This is a genomic window from Leptolyngbya boryana PCC 6306, assembly GCF_000353285.1.
Lineage (GTDB): Bacteria > Cyanobacteriota > Cyanobacteriia > Leptolyngbyales > Leptolyngbyaceae > Leptolyngbya > Leptolyngbya boryana.
This window is the reverse complement of record NZ_KB731324.1, coordinates 4,634,843-4,653,877: the sequence shown is the minus strand read 5'-3', so window position 1 is coordinate 4,653,877 and position 19,035 is coordinate 4,634,843. Positions and strand designations below refer to the sequence as shown.

The window sequence follows — 19,035 nt, the reverse complement described above, 5'->3', positions numbered from 1 at the left end:
TTGAACACGCAAAGGTGAATCACGATTTATCTAAACGCGGGACTGCTCTCTGGCGGAGATGGGTTGTGTGGTCATCGCATCTCCCCACATTTCGGAGAGATAGCCGAAGATTCCGCCTAAAATCATTGCTGCTGCTGCGACCAGTGCTGGATTTTCTAGTCCTGGAGTTGTAATCGCTTTCCCAGTTGCAATCGTAGTTCCAACGGTCGAGGCAAATCCCCAAACAATGGCAGGAATCGCCCTAAGTAGAGGAACTTTGGAAGCCTGCACCATCGCCGCACTGCCGATACCAACGCAGATCGCCGCGATCAAAGGATTGCTTCCCAAGGCTGAAATCGAGAGCAGTGTCAAAGATGCGATCGCGATTCCGGTGAGGTTAGAAGCAATGCTCTGCTTTAAGCCAGAAGATTTGCCCCCTAAGATAAAGAAGGATGCCCAAGCAATAAATGTCACCCACACGGGGACAAGAATCAACGTTGCTGTGAGATAAGTATCCAATGCTCCTAAAGCACCAATACTGACACTATACGCATCTAGCTTTTTCATACCCTTACTTCCTGTTTGTGAATGATTTAGAGAACCTTGCCTAAGCGAAACTTAGGACAAACATGATTGAAATCCACTTTTCAGTTCTGATTCCGGCAACTCCCGCCCGATGAAAACCATCTCATTTCGGCGCAGTTCGTCAAATTTCCACGGGCGTCCCGGTCTTCCTTCTAGAAGCATATGAACCCCTTGCAGCACAAACCGTCGATCTTCATCGTCTACATTCAAGATGCCTTTCATCCGAAAAATATTTTGCCCTTGCATCTGAATGAGTTGATTGAGCCAAGTGGTGAGCTTATCGCCATTGACGACCCCCGGTTCAACGATCGAAATCGAGAAAACAGTGTCATCATGCTCATGCGCGGCTTCATTGAGAAACTCTGGATCAATTGATAAAGCATTCTTGAGGTCAAAGGCTTTGACTCCTAAAATCGAGTCAATTTCTACATCGCAGTTGTGAGTTCGATAGATCTTGGCAAAGGCATTCATCGATCGAATTCGGTTTTCTATTGTTTCGATTTGTTGAGGAGAAACGAGATCAATCTTGTTGAGTAAGATAACATCTGCAAAAGCGACTTGTTCTTGAGCTTCACTGCTGTCCCAATGTTCCTCAATGTGTTTAGCATCGACAACCGTGACCACTGCGTCTAAGTGAGTTTTAAATCGCATGGTTTCATCGACGAAAAATGACTGAATCACAGGTGCTGGATCAGCTAACCCAGTTGTTTCAATCACCAAATGATCAAACTTTTCGCGCTTCTCCATCAAGCTGCCGATAATGCGAATTAAATCCCCCCGGACTGTACAACAAATGCAGCCATTATTCATTTCTAAGATTTCTTCATCTGCATTCAAGACAAGCTGACCATCGATTCCCACATCTCCAAATTCGTTCACAATCACAGCAACCTTTTTGCCATGTTCATAGTGAAGAATGTGATTGAGCAGTGTCGTTTTTCCTGAGCCAAGATAACCTGTAATGATCGTAACGGGAATAGAGCTACTCAGCATACACAAATGCCTATAATTGCGAGCGGTTGAACGACTAAGTGGCTTGAAAGAATTTACTAACTGCGCCTTTTGCTTTGCTGTATCTTATGCCTATTGATCTCATTAATGCTGGTTGAAAAAAGTAGTGGCTGAGACAAAAGAATTAGAAGGTTAAATTGTGTCTAAGATGAACAAAAAATTCAACTTTATTCATCATGAAACAATAATTTCTCCTCTCAGTTCTGATAACAAAGCCTTCTTTAAAAACTTTATCTCCTGATTTGACTGCAAGTTTTATTTCTCAATGTCGAAAAGCTTAATTGAAGCAATAAATAGAAGTCAAAGCATTTTTGATATCGTATCTATCATCAAAATAGATAGATACGATACCTTCTCTTTGTCCATTGTCTGAAAAAATCCTGTTTACTACCATTCACACCCCTTTTCCTGGACTTATGGAACGAAAGCGTCAAAGCAAGATCAAGCTGGCGCAACTTCATGCTTTTATTGCAGTTGCAGAACACAATAGCTTCAGTGAGGCGGCTCTTGAGTTGGAGGTGGCGCAGTCAGCCGTAAGTAATGCGATCGCAGCACTCGAATCAGATCTCGGGATTGTTTTATTTTCTCGTGGGCGTTATGGTGCAGAACTGACTCCTGCTGGAGAGAGGGTGCTTACCCATGCTCAACAGATCGTACATCTGCAAGGACAAATCTTGAAAGAGGCAAATTTGCTGCGGGGTCTTCAAGGAGGCAAGGTGCGCCTGACCTCGATTCGCAGCGTTGCAACTCACCTGCTTCCAACAATTATTGCCCAGTTTCAACGACAGTTTCCAGGAATCACGGTGAGTGTGATCGAGCAGTTTGATGAACAGAGCATTGAGGATGACTTGTGTAAAGGACATGCTGACATTGGGTTTACAGATGACTTGATGACGGATGAGTTTGAAACTTGGGAGTTTTTGCAGGATGAGTTTGTGGTGCTACTTCCCTTGTCTTACACAGAACCACCCTTCAAGTTGGGGTGGGAGCACCTAAAATCCTATCCCCTGATCGTCGCGACGAATGGATTCACCTCTGACAAGTATGCTTACGAACACTGTGCGAGATTTTGCAGATCGATTCAACCTGTCTATCAAGCAAAATCTGACTCAACTGTTGTCAATATGGTTGCCCAAGGTCTAGGCGTTGCGATTCTGCCTCGTCTAGCGGCTGAACCCATCCCGCCCAATGTTGAAGTTCGTAGCTTGCCGATCCCCTTTTTTAGAACCATTCGGATGGCGATCGTCGCAAATCGTCCCCTTTCTCCTCATGCCTTTGCATTCATGGAATCCTTGAAATCCTCGACAGGTTGCTTCAACTCATCTTCTCTAGGACGGGCTAGCTAGTACAAATTCTGCTACCGATTTGCACAATCTACAGCTTTCACAAGCCGAACTATCAACCCTCTCTAACTTCAGTCCACTCAGTCGTTTCCAGACTCTACTAGGATAGAATGTTAGCTACTATCGCTTTGTTTTAAATTGAAATGAGCATGATTGAACCAGTCATCCGGCAGCAGTATGACCAAATGTCGGCGATCTATGATCAACGCTGGAGCCAATATATTTCCAATACGCTCAATTTTTTGAAAGCTTGGGCAGAGCTTGCCCCAACTGAAAAAGTGCTGGATGTCGCCTGTGGTACTGGAGAGTTTGAGCAGTTGATTCTGACCGAACACTCAGAACAAAATATGGTCGGAGTAGATATCTCTGAAAAAATGCTAGCGATCGCACAACAAAAACTGCAAGCTTATCCAAACGTCACGCTTTCTCTAGCATCTGCGGAACACTTACCCTTTGCGGATCAAAGCTTTGATGTCATTGTTTCTGCAAGTGCTTTCCATTATTTCGAGAATCCCGCGATCGCGCTTGCAGAGATGAAACGGGTACTGAAACCAAATGGGAAAATCATGATTCTCGATTGGTGTAAAGACTATTTACTGTGCCGGATCTGTGATCTGATCCTAAAAGTCACTGATCCGGCGCATCAACAGTGCTATACCCAAGCTGAATTGCACGGTTTCCTGAAGGCTTTAGGCTTTGACATTACTCGTGCAACGAAAGTTCGGTTTGGTCTAGTCTGGGGAATGATGGTCGCGACTGCTTCGCCAAAGTTAAACTAGCACCAGGATTGTTCGTCGGGTGGATTGTGTAGCAGTTCTCGGATATTTGCTTCGATCACCCGATAACCTACATTGCCGTTGAGCCTTTGCCGTCCTTCGTTAAAGATCAGCGTTGGACTCACTGCAACCGTATGCTCTTTTACTAAGTCAAGATCTTTCGAGAGTTGGGCATAAGCTTCCCCACTATCAATTTGTGCCTGAATCTCTGCAATCGGCAGTCCCAATTTCTCGGCAATTTCTAATTGCACTGCGCGATCGCCAACATTTGCCAAGTGCGTGAAGAACTGTTCTCGGAACGTCCAGATTACTTTTTCAAAGACCTTTTCTGACTTTGGAATGATGCCCTTGAGTTCGAGTAACTGAATCGCGTGAAGAAACAAGTGACAAGAGGTGGAGGATGGAGGAACTACTGCTGTCCAAATCTCAGGGTGAACGGTAATGTGATTGAACTTTTCCGCCACATCTTGAACATGCTGACTATATCCTTGGAAGCCACCTTTATCCCGCCAGCGTTGCTCTAACTTTTCCCGAGCATTACCAAAAATGGGAACGAAATGATACTCGATCGCAATCTTGTCTTGAAAATTCGTTTTCAGTTCATCTAAACGAACTTGCGCAATATATGCCCAAACGCAAAGAACATCTGAGAAGTAAGAGATGCGAATAGGTTGCATGAGCTTCTCCAATAGCAGTCATGATTGACTCTATGCTGTTAATGCCGATCTTAGCAACTGACGTACGGCATCAAAATGGCGCTGCAATCGGGTAGGCTCACTGTATAAGCGCCCAAGCAATAGCGCACCTTCGATCATGACGAGTAATTGTTCTGCTAAACTATCGGGGTCGATGTCCGGCTTGAGCTGATTTTGTCCGGCTTTCAGCGATCGAGCAATGGTTGCTTGCCATTCGTCAAACACTTGCATGAGATGATGCTGAAACGCCACATCTTGCTTGACGACTTCTACGATTAAATTTCCTAAAAAGCAACCTGCGCAATCGGGTTCAGCTAAATGTTTGGCTTCAAGTTGATCAATCATCCAAAAGACTTGAGCGATCGGATCATTCGAGGATGCTTGCGCGGGGTCAAGCACAGCAGTTTTGATCTGATTCCATTTAAAGTCAATCAGCGCATGAGCCAATTCATCTTTTGACCCAAAGTAGTTGTAGAAACTACCCGAGGACATGCCGCTCGCTGCGAACAGTTCCTTCAGTCCGGTTGACTGAAAACCTTGATGATGAATCAGAGCCTCAACAGCAAACAAAATATCTTCACGGGTACGTTTCAGATTGACCATGCGCTTGTCATTGAACGACGGTTAGCTTCTCCAATATTATGGCAGACACGAGCCTCGCTGCTTTCGTTTGAGCTATTTAAGACTTCAACGAGAAGAGCGAGTTACCTTTCCTGATTTACCACTTCTTATAGGGTAAGAACTTTCCGTTCATGATTACTTTGACGCGATCGCCTTTTGGATCTTCGATTTTTTCGATGTCTAACGTGAAGTCGATCGCGCTCATAATTCCATCTCCGAATTTTTCGTGGATGATCTCTTTCATCGGCATTCCGTAGACTTGCATGATTTCGTAGAACCGATAAATCAAGGGGTCGGTGGGAACGATCGGACCTAATCCTTTTGACGTAGAAGCTGTGAGTTCTGGTACGAGATCTTGGCTCAAATCCAACGCATGGAGTAACTTGCTTGCTTCGTCTTCAGAGGCAGTCGCTTGCCCATAAAACAGGGCGGCAATCCAAACTTCGTCACGGTTGAGAATTGTTTCTAAATCCGTGAAACTGATGCCTTTTGCTTTTTTAGCTGCAAGCAATTTCTGAGTCATTGCCGGAAATTCGGTACTTGACATAGTTCAATTTCTCCAAATCACAGATCAATCGTCTAGTTACACTTCAAAGCGCTTCAGCAGATCAAGATTAGCTACGGTTTTGGAGCCGGGATTCTTCGATCGCGCGCGTTTCACGAGATAAGTGGTGTTCGAGTTCTGCTTTCAGTTCATGGTAGCGCGGGTATTGGTCTAAGGCTTCACGACTGCGCGGACGGGGAAAGGGAACATCCAGAACTTCAACAATTTGGGCAGCGGGTCCACGGCTCATCATTACAATTTTGTCAGACAGCAATAAAGCTTCTTCGATACTATGCGTGATCAGAACGACCGTTTTGCGGTGCTGCTCCCAAATCCGTTCGATTTCGTCTTGTAAAAAGCCTCGCGTTAGTGCATCAAGTGCGCCGAAGGGTTCATCCATCAACAGAATTTGGGGATTGATCGACAAGGCTCGGGCAATGCCGACGCGCTGCTTCATCCCACCCGATAATTCATGCGGATGCTTGTGCTCAGCACCATGAAGTCCCACTAAGTCGATGTACTCTCGAACAATGTCTTTTTGCTGCGCGATCGATAAATTCGGCTGCACCGTTTCAATGGCAAACCGAATGTTCTCAGCCACTGTCATCCAAGGCATCAGAGAATAGTTCTGAAACACAACTCCGCGATCGGGGCCTGGACGATCGACCGGAACCCCATTGAGTAACACTTCTCCATGAGTGGGCTGTGTTAATCCAGCGATGATGTTGAGCAGGGTAGATTTCCCGCAGCCTGATGGACCAATAATCGAAACGAATGTATTGGGTTCAATCGTGAGATTAATCTCCGAGAGTGCAATGAAATCCGAAGAGGATCGCTTGAGTAACTTGTCTTGCCAGGTTTGCCGACCTGGAAAGACTTTGAATACATCCTTGAGAACAAGCTGAGCGCTAATTCCGGTTGTCGAAGTGGATAAATCAGTGTGCGAAGAAATCATAGCCCCTAGTGCCCTAATACAGTGTTGAGTCGTAGTTCGAGAAAGTCATGGAAGCGCTTGAGAGATGCCTATTGGGTTCGTTGTCCAAATGACACCCAGTTATGCAGTAGCCCGAGTAGACGATCGAGACAAACTCCTGCCAGTCCAATCACGACGATCGCGGTAATGATACTGGTGACATTGAGATTGTTCCACTCTGCCCAAACAAAGCTTCCTAGCCCTGTTCCGCCGACAATCATCTCGGCTGCTACAATCACGAGCCAAGAAATCCCAATACTAATTCGTAAGCCAGAAACAATACTGGGCGCAGCGGCAGGCAGAATGACCTTGCAAATGGTACGCCAGCGGGAAGCCCCAAGTGTTCGAGCGACATTGAGATAGTCGGTTGAGACGTTACTCACCCCAAATTTTGTATTGATCAGCGTCGCCCAAATGCTACTAATCGCGATTACAAACAGCGCTGTGCCCTCCGAGCTTTTGAGGATGCCTAACCCCAGGGGAAGCCATGCAAGTGGAGAGACAGGACGTAGAAGTTGGATGAATGGATCAACGGCTTTAGAAGCAACGTCAGATAATCCAATCAAAATTCCTAGCGGAATCGCGATCGCGGAACCGAGTAGGAATCCCAACAGTACCCGCTGTAGGCTAGCGAATAGATGAGTTCCAATGCCTTTGTCATTGGGACCGTTATCGTAAAACGGATCGGAAATCCAACCCAAAAAATCTGAGATCGTGCGACTTGCAGGAGGCATCACCGGAGAAAAAATTTGATACTGTACGCCCAGTTCCCAGATGATTAAGATCCCAGAGAGCAATAGCAAAAACAGAATCAATGCCTGAATATTCTGATTTTCAAACCAAGGTTTGGACTTTTGCTGTTTTGATCCGAGTGATCGCGAGTTTGTGAGAGATGAGTTTGCCATGGCACTTACTAGACTCCAAATTGCTTCACTTGATCTTGAACATAGCTATCGACCTTGGCAGGATCAAAGGTGTCAAACTTGAGCGTTTCTACTCTAGTGGGTTCTGTCGGAGGAGTCTGTCCTAGCTCTTTTGACAAGTCTCGGGCTAAGTCAGTCATGTAAATTTGGTCAGCGATTTCTTGGAACTTAGCTTTGTCGGTCGGCATTAAGTCCCAACGTACCATCTGGCTGGAAATCCACTTCGCGAAGCTCTTCCAAGGATACGGATCAAACTTAATGCGATCGGGAACATCCAAGGATTCACCCAAACCATTGTCAAATTTCCCGGTCATCACAGCTTTGAGCACTGGCTCTGGCTGATTGAGATATTTCCGGGCTGCCATCTGTTGAGAGACACTTTCTCGGTTCTTCGCATCATCGGCATACGCGGCAGCTTCAATGATCGATTTATTGATCGTGCGGAAGGTGTTAGGATTCGCATCAATCCATTTCTGACTCGCTGCAAAAGCACAGCAAGGATGACCATTCCACAGGTCTTTGGTCAGCATGTGAATGAAGCCGACTTTCTCAAAAATAGCGCGCTGCCCAAAGTTGTCGGGCATTAAAAAGGCATCGATTTGTCCGGCTGCCATTTTTGCAACAGAGTCAGGCGGTGGAACAATTTCCAGCTTGACATCTTGATCCGGATTCAAGCCTCCAGAAGCAAGGTAGTACCGCATCAGCAGATTGTGCATTGAATAGGGGAACGGCACCCCGATCGTCATTCCCTTAAAGTCTGCTGCACCTTTTACTCTGTCCTTGTGCTTCATCGCGACTGCGATCGATTGTCCATTGATGTTTTCAATGCTGGCAAGTTTGATTGGAAATACCGAGGAGCCTAGCCCTAATGACATCGCGATCGGCATCGGAGAAAGCATATGATAGGCATCGAGTTCACCTGCGATCGCCGATTCTCGCACTGCTGCCCAGTTTGGCATTTTCTTTAGTGTGACATTTAAGCCGTATTTCTTGTAGATTTCAGCAGATTCAGCAACCAAAATGGGAATCGAGCAAGCAATGGGAATAAAGCCGATCGTCAAGTCTTTCTTCTCTAAATTTCCGGTGGTTGCTGTCGTGGAAGAAGTCGTGTTCTGCTGATTATTACCACCCGCGCAACTGGTTACAGTCACAACCGCAGCAGCAGCAGCAACTTTAATGAGAAAGTCACGACGACGGAACCGACTCAAGCGAATCGCATCCCCTAGAAACTCGGTTGCATTGGGACCAAATGCTGCTGCTAGCGCTTCGTCGAGTCCACCAGCGAGTTTGATCAGTTCATTACAGAGTTGGCGCTGTTCTGGAGGAGCTTGATCGATCGCTTTTAATAAAATCGCTTTACGAAACTCAGCATGGGTCAATGCTTGACCAAACTGCAAAGCATCTTCTGAGTAATGCCCCATTTGCACTAAGTCATCGACCAAGTCCACTGGATCTTGAGGCATTCCCTCGATGAATTTCCAATGGTCTTCTGCAACATGAGTCCCGCCACATGGACAAAACATTGAGCTTGTCAAAGGATCGAGAGAATAAGTCCGATCGGATTGAGAAAGATCCAGAGAAGTGGGCATACAGTATGAAAAATATATAGTGAATCAGAGTAGAAACATCTTACAAACTTGATCAAAGAAATAGTGTAGTAATGAATACGAAATAGTTCATAAAAGCAAATTAGATGTATCTGTAAAACGGGAGTCTTCTTATCATAAATAAATTTTTTATAGGCAGGCTTAATCTCTTAAATTCCAAATCAGATCGCCGAAACTAGCCTTCTAATTCGGAAGCGCTGAATTTGAAAAATTCTTGCGATATTTTCATCAGAAAAAATCGCAGAACCTGTGAAAATAGGGTATTTGAAAAGATAATTTTATCTTTTCAAATACCCATCTTGCTTAAAAAATAGTTCTGTTCTAGCTGATCTTGTCGAGATCATGCAACATTTTTTTAAGCTGTTTAAGCGCAGGAGTGACAATTGCGACGAAGTAAGCTTCTCTCAGTTTTCGTTCAACTTTTGAACCGTGAAGATAGGCTCTTGCGCCAGCATGTAACATCGCTGATTGAGCTGCTCTTAAAGATAATTCTGAGCCAAGAATTCTGGCTTTAATGACTTCCTTAAACAGCGATCGCTCAATTTTCTCTTGACCCACTAACTCATCTGCTAAAGCATAGGTTGTTTGCCGAGCCGTTTCTAATTCTGCGGTTAATTCCTCAGCTTGATCGGGTAAAAATTGATTGACATGTCCATAGCGTTGATTCGATCGCTCAATCAAATCAATGCAGCTTTCGACGAGTCCTAATCCCATACCGACCTGAGTCAAAACAAAGCCAGGACGAATCCGAGCAACATAATTCTCACAAGGTGCTGCCAAAATCCATTCATCAGGCACAAACACATCGCGAAAGACACAGCTAAAGGTATTACTTCCTTCTAGTGCAATGAAATGAGCATTGCACCGAAGCGTTAAGCCTTCTAGCTCATCCGATACGATCGCCATCAGATAGTCATCGCTGTCTGCCATCTGAGCCGCAATGCCAAAGTAATGTCCTGCCCCAATGTTCGACACCCAAGGCAACATGCCATTCAGCTTGTAGCCGCCAGCAACTCGTTCTGCTATCAGCGCAATTTTCTCAATCCCGGCAAAGTGCTTCATCGGGTTCGATAGTCCTGTGCCTCCCAAGGCTTGTCCAGTTGCAACTAACGGCAGAATTTGCGTTTTCAAATAGTCGTTGTCGCTATTTTCCATGTACCAAGTGCAAGCAACTTGGCACCAACTCATAAATCCTGTGCAGAGACATTCCTGCGAAATTGCTTCGATCGCTTGAATTGCCCCGCGCAATCCAGTCCCAACTCCGCCATATTTTTGGGACACTGCTTGCCCAAAGCCTCCGACTTCTCCAACCCGGTGCATAAATGCACGCGGATATACGCCTTGTTGATCGATCGCCTCAACTTGCGGTGCGAGATCTGATGCGATCGCGCTCTGCAACTGGGCGAGCATCAAATCAACCGATGCAGATGTCTCACAACTGGGATCGACTCTCGAATGGATCATTGAATCAGTCATGGGATCGATCGTCGAATCGATCATTGTCCTGGAAATTGCTTGCATATTCTTGATGACTTCAATAATGGATTCTGACCTGATCAGATTGGATTTTTAGTATCGAACCTGATCAGGAACCGAGTCGGTCAAAAGCACTACTTCAAGGAAACATCCATATTGACCGGGAGCCGCAACGTGTTCGCAACAGGCGACCAAACATTAGAGTGAGCAACCAAATCGTCTAATTCCTCGCGGCTAGCATCGCCTTCTAAATCGACTTTGACGCGAATATCGGTAAAGCCCAAGCGCTTGTCCGATAAGTCACCGATGCCCCAAACGCCCGTAATATTGATGTCTCCTTCAAGTTCAAGCTCTAGCTTTGTCAGAGTGATTCCTCGCATGGTTGCATTGGCATGGATGCCCACCGATAGACAAGAGCCAAGACATGCTAACACTGCTTCAGAAGGGTTCGGTGCAGTGTCTTCTCCTAAGAGTCCAGGCGGTTCGTCAATCACGTGCGCGGGCAAATCCCGAACATAGGTCAAATTGCGAAATTGACCTTCGCAGACAGTCTTCACTTTGAGCGCTTTCACAACCGTCGGGTCAGCTTTAGCGGTTTCGGCTAATTTGTCGAGTCCGACTTTGCTAATCGGGCGGAGGGGAGTTTTGACCTGAGCGGTGACAGTCGTATCAGCCATAGCGATTTCATCTAAATAGAATGTTCTATCTAATTGAATCAGAGATGGCTTGGTGAATCGGTTCGTTTCGTTACAAAATTGCATTCATGACGCTGAATTCTCAAAAATTGCCAAAATCCCCAGAGCCGTCCTTAAACTTCAGTTGGTTCACTTGAACCAAGGTATCGAGTCGAAGGATGGTTCCGCTTTGCAGTCGCAAAAATTCTTGCTTGTTTTGGGAATACACATCGACGATTTGAGCTTCGAGAACAATTTTCTGATGGGCAGCATCCTGGTAAACGATCGTACAAGACTGATGACGCATTGCCAGTAATACAAGCTCGTCATACAAATCGCAACGAATAGGCTGATAAGGTTGCATCGGATTAAAGCGGAACAACACTGTTAAAAGGCTAAATGATTTGGCATCTGAAGAGGTTAAAACTTGCTCTGAAACAGAATGAGTTTTGTCGGTTCGAGTTCACCCATCAGAAGGCAAACTTCTCTTCATTTGACAGTTCAGGACTTTGCCCAATTCGTCAAAGAACTCCGTAGGTCATCACTTCGATCGTCGTATGTGTTGGGGACGACTTCCAACTTATAACAGTTCTTGGGAGGATAAGTGTTACTGACTTCTAATCAAAAAATATGCCTAGGGCAAAACAAACCGCTTCGAAGTTCCACCTCGACGACCCCCAGTACTATCTCAACCGAGAATTGAGTTGGCTAGAGTTTAATCGCCGCGTTCTGCATGAAGCGATCGATATACGCACTCCTCTACTAGAGAGAATTAAATTTACGGCGATCTTCAGTGCCAATCTCGATGAGTTTTTCATGGTACGGGTCGCCATTTTAAGAGAACAGGTCGAAGCGCAAGTTGGCACGTTAACGCCCGATGGTCGTACTCCCGAGCAACAGCTTGCTGAAATTAGCCAACAGCTTCGTCCTATGCTGGTTCAGCAGCATCAGCTATTTGAACAAGACTTACGCCCACAGTTAGCCAAAAACAGCATTCATATTCTGAATTACATCGATCTCAGTCAAGACCAGCAGACTTATTTACACCAGTACTTTGAGAAACGAATTTTTCCAGTTCTGACCCCGCTTGCGGTTGATCCTGCCCATCCTTTTCCGCAGATGTCGAACCTCAGCCTCAATCTAGCGGTTGTTATCAAAGACCCAGATACCGGAGAACAGGACTTTGCTAGAGTCAAAGTTCCAAGCAATCTGTCTCGATTTGTGACTTTTCCCAAAGAGTTACAGCAATACAAAGGAGAGTCATGTTTGTGGCTCGGGGTTCCCCTAGAACAAGTAATTGCTCATAACTTATCGCTATTATTTCCAGGAATGGAGATTCAGGAATACTATCCCTTTCGAGTCACGCGGGATGCTGACTTGGATGTGCAGGAATATGAAGCGGATGATTTGCTGCTCGCGATCGAACAAGAATTACGGAAACGACTGCGAGGCGGCTCGGTCTTACGACTGCAAATTCCAACCTCTACCTCTGAGTTTGTCCGCCAAAAATTGATGCAAGGCATGAGTCTAACCGAACTAGAAGTGTACGAAACCGAGGGACTGCTTGGGCTAAAAGACTTAATGGCATTGACAGCAATTCCTTGCCCATCGCTGAAAGATTCGCCTTGGACACCAGTGATTCCCGCGCGGTTGAAAGGGCTAGCCCCCCAATTAGACACTCGAATCGATGCGGACGATCGTGGCGATGGGCTAGATATCTTCTCTGTCATTCAACAGCAGGACTTACTGGTACATCATCCCTATGAATCGTTTACCGCTTCGGTTGAAACGTTTATTACCCATGCGGCAACTGATCCAGATGTTCTAGCGATCAAAATGACTCTTTATCGTACCTCTGGGGATACCTTACCCAAAGCGCTCATGCAGGCAGCAGAGAATGGTAAACAAGTGGTCGTCTTAGTCGAACTGAAAGCACGATTTGATGAAGAAAACAACATTAACTGGGCGCGTCGATTAGAAGACGCAGGGGTGCATGTTGTTTATGGCTTAGTTGGATTTAAGACCCATACGAAAGTCGTGCTCGTGGTTCGCCAAGAAGCGGATCAAATTCGTCGCTATGTTCATATCGGCACTGGAAACTACAGCCCAAAAACCGCAAAACTCTACACGGATTTAGGATTGCTGAGTTGTCGTGAGGATCTCGGTGCCGACTTAACTGATCTCTTTAACTATCTCACTGGGTTTTCCAAACAACGATCGTATCGGAAATTGCTGATTTCACCCATGACCATGCGCGATCGCATAACGGCAATGATTCGGCGTGAGATCCAACATTGTCAACAGGGGCAACCGGGTCGCATCATTGCTAAGATGAATTCCCTCACGGATGTTGAGATGATCCGCACTTTGTACGAAGCATCACAAGCTGGTGTGCAGATTGACTTGATTGTGCGCGGGATGTGCTGTTTACGTCCTGGTATTTCAGGAATTAGCGAAAATATTCGAGTGGTGAGTATTGTCGGACGATTTCTCGAACACTCTCGAATCTTCTACTTCCATAACAATGAGGAGACTGAACTCTATCTAGGAAGCGCGGATTGGATGCGACGCAATCTCGATCGACGAGTGGAAGCTGTCACGCCCATAGAAGACCCAGCCATTAAGCAAACCTTAACAGACACTCTGCATCTGCTGCTGTCGGATACTCGCCAAGCTTGGCTGCTTCATGCCGATGGTCGCTATACCCAATTACGCCCGCAAGAAAATGAGGCAGAGTGTAGTGCCCAACAACGGCTGATGGAACTGACTCAGCATCATTAATCAATGGGATTAGCTCACAACGCGAGTCTAGATGCCATAATCTGAAAACAAGCTTACCAGAGCAGGATTTTTGAAATCTTTCGGAATCTCTGGCAAGCTTTTGTTTTCCGGTGCGCCATCTAGCCTATTTTCTATTGAACCAATGTCGTTGTCACAGTCGTTCGGTTCCGATGATCATTCCGTTCAGCCATCATCTGACTTCATCTTAGTGTGTGGCTTGGGGAGTTTGGGTCAGCAATGTGTACGCTATCTCAAAGAATTTGATGCGCGTGTGATTGCGATCGAAGAAGCGAGCAGCAGAACTTGGGAACTTCCAGAACTGCCAACCCTGCTAGATGAATTCGTGATTGGAGATTGTCGGCAACTCGAAGTGCTAGAGCGAGCGAAAATTGCTCAATGCCGCGCGATTTTACTAGTGACGAGTAGTGAAACTGTCAATATCCAAGCAGCTTTGGCAGCGCGATCGCTCAATCCAGCGATTCGATTGGTGATTCGTTCTGACCAGCAAAATCTCAATCAACTTTTGGGACAGCAACTCGGTAACTTTGTTGCATTTGAAGCCACTCAGCTTCCAGCACCTGCGTTTGCTTTGGCAGCATTACACCAGGAAACGATCGGATTATTTCGATTAGGCAATCAACTGGTGCGAGTTGTTCAACAGCAAATTGAACCAGAGCATCCTTGGTGCGATCGACGCAAGATTTATGAGCTAAACAACTCAACTCGAACGGTTCTCGCTCACAATCAAGTCTCACCTCGTTTCTATCAGTAGGAGCAAGAACAGACAATTTTTTCAGGAGATACGATCGCTTACGTTGAAATAAATGAAATTCCACACCATCGATTACCTGATAGGTCGTGGAGGAGAATCAAACTATCAATTGCTTTAAAGGCACTGATCAGTTCACTACAGAAACAGAATTTAAAGCAACTCCTATATCAATTCTGGCAAGATAGTAATCAAACTCAGAAAGTCACGATCGTTTCAGGTGCAACAATTGGTGGATTAGCGTTATTAGGCACGCTACTGTTTTGGTTGAACTACCCTGACATTACGCTACAAGACGCATTCTTTACAACAGCAGTCTTATTACTCGGCGGTTATGGTGACTTATTTGGGCAGGTCAAACTAGAGCTACCGATTCCGTTGAGCCTAAGACTGTTTAGTTTGCTGCTTGCGATCGCAGGCACTGCCTTTGTCGGTGTATTGTATGCCCTCTTAACGGAACGCTTGCTCACTGCAAAATTTCAACTTCTCAAGCGCCGTCCTCCAGTTCCGAAAGAAGAACACATTGTCATCGTTGGTCTTGGACGAGTCGGACAGCGAACGGCAACCCTGCTCCAGGAAATGAGACAATCCTTGGTTGGTCTCAACAGCACCAATCTCGATCCGACTATTTTGCCGACGATGCCTTTATTAACGGGTAAACTGACCAGCACATTAGCAAAAGCAAATTTGCAAACCGCAAAAAGCGTAATTGTGTGTACCGATGATGAAGTCGCAAATTTAGAAATCGCATTAACAGCTTGCCAACAAAATCCAGGGCTGAATTTGGTGATTCGGGTCTTTGATCCTCGCTTTAGCAAGAGTATCGCCCAACTCTTACCTTATGCAAAAGTATTGGGCGCTTATCGCTTGTCTGCGGCAGCATTTTCAGCCGCCGCATTTGGGGAAAATATTCTGAGTCTATTTCGGCTCAATCAACAAACAGTTCTAGTAACCGAGTACCAAATCACCGAAACCGACACGCTACACAGACATCTTCTTTCAGATGTGAGCTACGGCTATGGCATCGTTCCTATTTTGTATCAATCTGCCCAACATGAGCCTGAACAATGGATGCCTTCGGGGGATATTCGAGTGGGGAGCGGCGATCGCTTAGTCGTGTTAGCCACAATGGAAGGATTGCGAAATGTAGAACAGGGAAAAATGACAGCGAAAACCTGGCAGGTGCGGGTCACAAAAGTCCTGACTCAGGATGCACAGTTTGAAGCAACAATGGCGATCGCACGGATTTCGGGCTGTGAGATTGACGCAGCAACCCACGCTCTGAAGACCTTACCGACAACACTCCCGATTGACCTTTACCCCCATCAAGCCCAACGTTTAGTGCTGCAACTTAGACGAGTGCAAGTCGTTGCTGAAGCATTCCCCAATTCCTCCAGTCATGATTAGAAGGTCTGATGTTCTGCTTTATGCTCTAGAACGGCGGCGGTTCCACTTCAGCAACTCAATCAGCAAGTAAACTCCTAGCGAAGTTGCCAAAATCACGCCCCATTCACTTGGCTGTACTGGAGCCGTTCCGAACACTTGGTTCATCCACGGAGCATAGGTAAAGAGCATTTGGAGTGCAATCATCACCCCAACTCCTAGCAGTAAAATCGGATTCGAGAATATCCCTAACTGAAACATCGAGTACGAGAGCGATCGACAATTAAACAATAAGAAAATCTGACCAAATACGATCGCATTCACTGCGGCCGTACGAGCCGATTCGATACTTGCCTGATTGCGAATCGCAACTTCATAGACCACAAACGCGAAAATACAAAGGAGGATGCCTGCCAATGCGATAAATCGCACCATTGATGGTCGTAGTAATGGAGATCGAGGTGGACGCGGCGATCGCGTCATAATCTCTGGTTCTTTCGGTTCAACTGCTAGTCCTGTACCGAGTAAAACGGCGGTCGTCGTGTTAATCCACAAAATTTGCAGCGGTAAAATCGGTAAAGTAATCCCCAACAAAGTCGCGACAAAAATGACTAATCCTTCACTCAGATTGGTCGGTAACGCCCAGACAATAAACTTGATAATGTTATCGTAAACGCCTCTTCCTTCTTCTACAGCCGCTTCGATTGTGGCAAAGTTGTCATCTGTCAAAATCATCGAAGCAGCTTCTTTTGCAACTTCCGTCCCTGTAATTCCCATTGCAATGCCAATATCAGCTTGACGCAAGGCAGGCGCATCATTCACACCGTCTCCCGTCATCGCAACCACATGCCCTCGGGATTGCAAAGCTCTGACTAGGCGTAATTTCTGTTCTGGAGTCACTCGTGCAAACACAGCTGTATGTTCTGCGATCGCTGGAAGTTCTTGATCGGATCGCTTGGAAATCTCAGTTCCCGTCATCGCGGCTCCGGTGCGATCTTGGGGCGGCGATTTGGCCAGTCCAATTTGTTCCCCGATCGCGGCGGCTGTGCCAATATGATCTCCGGTGATCATTTTCACTTTAATGCCAGCATTTCGACAGGCTTGAACAGCTTGAACAGCTTCTTCGCGAGGCGGATCAATCATGCCTTGCAATCCTAAAAAGGTTAAGCCGTGATCTAAACTTTCATGCGTCAGAGAGGGCGGAACAGTTGGCAGGTCTAATTTTGCAAATGCTAAGACTCTTAATCCTTGGGTGGTCATTTGCTCGACACATTGATGAAGTCGATCGACTTCTAACGCGATCGTGTCTCCCGATGCAGACAATTCTCCGGTACAACGAGGAAGCAGGCTTTCTACAGAGCCTTTAATATAGATCAATGCCTGATCTGCAACCGGATGTAAGGTTGCCATATATTGATACTGTGACTCGAACGGAATACTATCGTGTCTGGGCAACTCTTGTGCAAGCGTATGACGATCTAACCCTGCTTTGTGAGCAACGGTAATCAGCGCGGCTTCAGTCGGATCACCAACAATCGTCCAGCCTTGATCTTCTTCCACAATGCGAGAATCATTACACAAGAGTCCTGCTTTCAAACATTCGATTAAAGCTTGATTTTCACCTGAAGTCGAAAGCTCTCCTTCGGGCGCATAGCCAACGCCTGACACCCGGATGACTTGATCTCCTGCATAAATTTCTTGCACGGTCATTGCATTCTGCGTCAAGGTTCCAGTCTTGTCAGAACAGATTACCGTTGTGCTACCCAAGGTTTCGACTGTTGGGAGTTTGCGAATGATGGCATTGCGTTTTGCCATGCGATTGACCCCGATCGCTAACGTGATCGTGACCGCAGCAGGCAATCCTTCAGGAATTGCGGCGACTGCTAACGCAACGACGCCTAAAAAATTATCGTCCAAAGAGTAGCCCCGAAGTGCGCCTGCTACAAATGCGATCGCAGATGCTCCCAAGACGACATACATCAAAGTCTGACTAAAGTGGTTAATTTTACGAGTCAGGGGAGTTGTGAGGACATCGGCTGAAGAAATGAGTTCGTTAATATGTCCGATCTCGGTTCGATCTCCAGTGGCGATCACGACTCCCGTTGCTGTTCCATACGTAACCAAGGTGGAAGCATAGGCAAGATTTAAGCGATCGGCTAAAGCAGTTTCGAGATCGAGTTGTGCGATCGTATTCTTTTCAACCGGAACAGATTCACCCGTCAGCGCAGATTCATCAATCTGAAGATTGCGCGATTGCAAGAGTCGCAAATCTGCTGGTACTTTATTCCCAGATTGAAGTGTTACGAGATCACCTGGAACTAATTCAGTCGCTGGAATTTGTTGCTTTTGTCCCCCGCGAATGACAGTGGCATCACTTTGCGCCGTTTGCGCGAGCGCTTGCATCGCTTTGATCGCTTTATACTCCTGAGCAAACCCAATCAAAGCATTGATCACAACTACTGCTAAAATCACCCACGTTTCAACCCAATCTTGCAATAGGGCAGTAATTCCAGCAGAAACTAACAAGATATAGATCAGCGGCTGATTAAACTGTTCGAGCAGCAAAATGAGCGGGTTTTTTCCGGCTTTCTGCGTCAATTGATTCGCACCATATTTTTGCTGACGCTGTTCTACTGCTAGAGGATGCAATCCCTGATCCGGATGAGTTTCCAACCGAGTCACCACTTCAGGAGGAGGAAGATGATGCCAGTCTGAAGCAGATTGTTCAATATCGGACGAAGACTCACGCGTGATCATAGTTGCTCGTTAAGGCAAAGTACAACAACTCTTCTTTTGTGGAGAGAGTTTAGCCTCAAGACTATCTTGGGGCTAAAATTGCAACCTCAGCCTTAAGACTTAGGCATTGCTCAGCCAAAGACAGATGTAATTCTAGAA

At 46.1% G+C, this 19,035-nt stretch carries 17 protein-coding genes; 5 read left to right on the top strand and 12 right to left on the bottom strand.

Translation table 11 applies throughout. The features are described from left to right. Nucleotides 1-30: 30 nt before the first annotated feature. Nucleotides 31-546: a DUF1097 domain-containing protein gene (locus LEPBO_RS0123145; RefSeq protein ID WP_017289972.1), complete on the bottom strand. Its 516-nt coding sequence runs from the start codon at nucleotides 544-546 to the stop codon at nucleotides 31-33. Nucleotides 547-597: 51 nt separating this feature from the next. Continuing rightward, nucleotides 598-1,557 (bottom strand): CobW family GTP-binding protein, encoded by a 960-nt coding sequence (locus LEPBO_RS0123140; RefSeq protein WP_017289971.1) that lies wholly within the window; start codon nucleotides 1,555-1,557, stop codon nucleotides 598-600. Nucleotides 1,558-1,991: 434 nt separating this feature from the next. On the opposite strand from LEPBO_RS0123140, the gene LEPBO_RS0123135 reads away from it, so the two are divergent. Both LEPBO_RS0123135 and LEPBO_RS0123130 read left to right on the top strand, forming a co-directional pair. Further along, nucleotides 1,992-2,921, top strand: a complete 930-nt coding sequence (locus LEPBO_RS0123135; protein WP_017289970.1) for a LysR family transcriptional regulator — start codon at nucleotides 1,992-1,994, stop codon at nucleotides 2,919-2,921. 146 nt (nucleotides 2,922-3,067) lie between these two features. After that, nucleotides 3,068-3,697 carry a class I SAM-dependent methyltransferase gene (locus tag LEPBO_RS0123130; RefSeq protein ID WP_026148864.1) on the top strand — a complete coding sequence of 210 codons (630 nt, stop codon included), beginning with the start codon at nucleotides 3,068-3,070 and terminating at the stop codon, nucleotides 3,695-3,697. On the opposite strand, the gene LEPBO_RS0123125 is transcribed toward LEPBO_RS0123130, so the two are convergent. The 9 genes from LEPBO_RS0123125 to LEPBO_RS0123085 all read right to left on the bottom strand — a co-directional run bounded on the left by LEPBO_RS0123125 (nucleotide 3,694) and on the right by LEPBO_RS0123085 (nucleotide 11,571). After that, the gene (locus tag LEPBO_RS0123125) at nucleotides 3,694-4,371 is read right to left on the bottom strand and encodes a DsbA family oxidoreductase (RefSeq protein WP_017289968.1); all 678 of its coding nucleotides are present in this window, start codon (nucleotides 4,369-4,371) and stop codon (nucleotides 3,694-3,696) included. The two genes, LEPBO_RS0123130 and LEPBO_RS0123125, sit on opposite strands and share 4 nt — an antisense overlap. Nucleotides 4,372-4,401: 30 nt before the next feature. Then, on the bottom strand, nucleotides 4,402-4,992 hold the full coding sequence (locus LEPBO_RS0123120) for a TetR/AcrR family transcriptional regulator (RefSeq protein ID WP_017289967.1): 591 nt from the start codon (nucleotides 4,990-4,992) through the stop codon (nucleotides 4,402-4,404). Nucleotides 4,993-5,107: 115 nt separating this feature from the next. After that, complete coding sequence (gene cynS / locus LEPBO_RS0123115; protein WP_017289966.1) at nucleotides 5,108-5,557, bottom strand: cyanase; 450 nt, start codon at nucleotides 5,555-5,557, stop codon at nucleotides 5,108-5,110. Between the two features lie 67 nt (nucleotides 5,558-5,624). Continuing rightward, entirely contained in the window at nucleotides 5,625-6,509 is an 885-nt protein-coding gene (locus tag LEPBO_RS0123110; RefSeq protein WP_017289965.1) for an ABC transporter ATP-binding protein, read from the bottom strand. Nucleotides 6,510-6,577: 68 nt separating this feature from the next. Continuing rightward, complete coding sequence (gene ntrB, locus LEPBO_RS0123105; protein WP_017289964.1) at nucleotides 6,578-7,432, bottom strand: nitrate ABC transporter permease; 855 nt, start codon at nucleotides 7,430-7,432, stop codon at nucleotides 6,578-6,580. A gap of 8 nt (nucleotides 7,433-7,440) precedes the next feature. Then, nucleotides 7,441-9,039: an ABC transporter substrate-binding protein gene (locus LEPBO_RS0123100; RefSeq protein WP_026148863.1), complete on the bottom strand. Its 1,599-nt coding sequence runs from the start codon at nucleotides 9,037-9,039 to the stop codon at nucleotides 7,441-7,443. A 339-nt stretch (nucleotides 9,040-9,378) separates the two neighbouring features. After that, nucleotides 9,379-10,533: an acyl-CoA dehydrogenase family protein gene (locus tag LEPBO_RS0123095; RefSeq protein ID WP_225885679.1), complete on the bottom strand. Its 1,155-nt coding sequence runs from the start codon at nucleotides 10,531-10,533 to the stop codon at nucleotides 9,379-9,381. Nucleotides 10,534-10,667: 134 nt separating this feature from the next. Continuing rightward, nucleotides 10,668-11,210 carry an OsmC family protein gene (locus LEPBO_RS0123090; RefSeq protein ID WP_086371059.1) on the bottom strand — a complete coding sequence of 181 codons (543 nt, stop codon included), beginning with the start codon at nucleotides 11,208-11,210 and terminating at the stop codon, nucleotides 10,668-10,670. Nucleotides 11,211-11,310: 100 nt separating this feature from the next. Continuing rightward, a complete protein-coding gene (locus tag LEPBO_RS0123085; protein WP_026148861.1) occupies nucleotides 11,311-11,571 on the bottom strand; it encodes a hypothetical protein in 261 nt (86 codons plus the stop codon). 266 nt (nucleotides 11,572-11,837) lie between these two features. Between LEPBO_RS0123085 and ppk1 the strand changes: the two genes are divergently transcribed. The 3 genes from ppk1 (at nucleotide 11,838) to LEPBO_RS44510 (ending at nucleotide 16,164) form a co-directional block, all read left to right on the top strand. Beyond that, entirely contained in the window at nucleotides 11,838-13,988 is a 2,151-nt protein-coding gene (gene ppk1 / locus LEPBO_RS0123080; protein WP_017289959.1) for a polyphosphate kinase 1, read from the top strand. Between the two features lie 142 nt (nucleotides 13,989-14,130). Beyond that, the gene (locus tag LEPBO_RS44515; RefSeq protein ID WP_017289958.1) at nucleotides 14,131-14,760 is read left to right on the top strand and encodes an NAD-binding protein; all 630 of its coding nucleotides are present in this window, start codon (nucleotides 14,131-14,133) and stop codon (nucleotides 14,758-14,760) included. A 264-nt stretch (nucleotides 14,761-15,024) separates the two neighbouring features. Continuing rightward, nucleotides 15,025-16,164: a potassium channel family protein gene (locus LEPBO_RS44510; protein WP_017289957.1), complete on the top strand. Its 1,140-nt coding sequence runs from the start codon at nucleotides 15,025-15,027 to the stop codon at nucleotides 16,162-16,164. A gap of 18 nt (nucleotides 16,165-16,182) precedes the next feature. Here the strand turns inward: LEPBO_RS44510 and LEPBO_RS0123070 are convergent, their stop codons facing one another. Beyond that, on the bottom strand, nucleotides 16,183-18,897 hold the full coding sequence (locus tag LEPBO_RS0123070; protein WP_017289956.1) for a cation-translocating P-type ATPase: 2,715 nt from the start codon (nucleotides 18,895-18,897) through the stop codon (nucleotides 16,183-16,185). Nucleotides 18,898-19,035 lie beyond the last annotated feature (138 nt).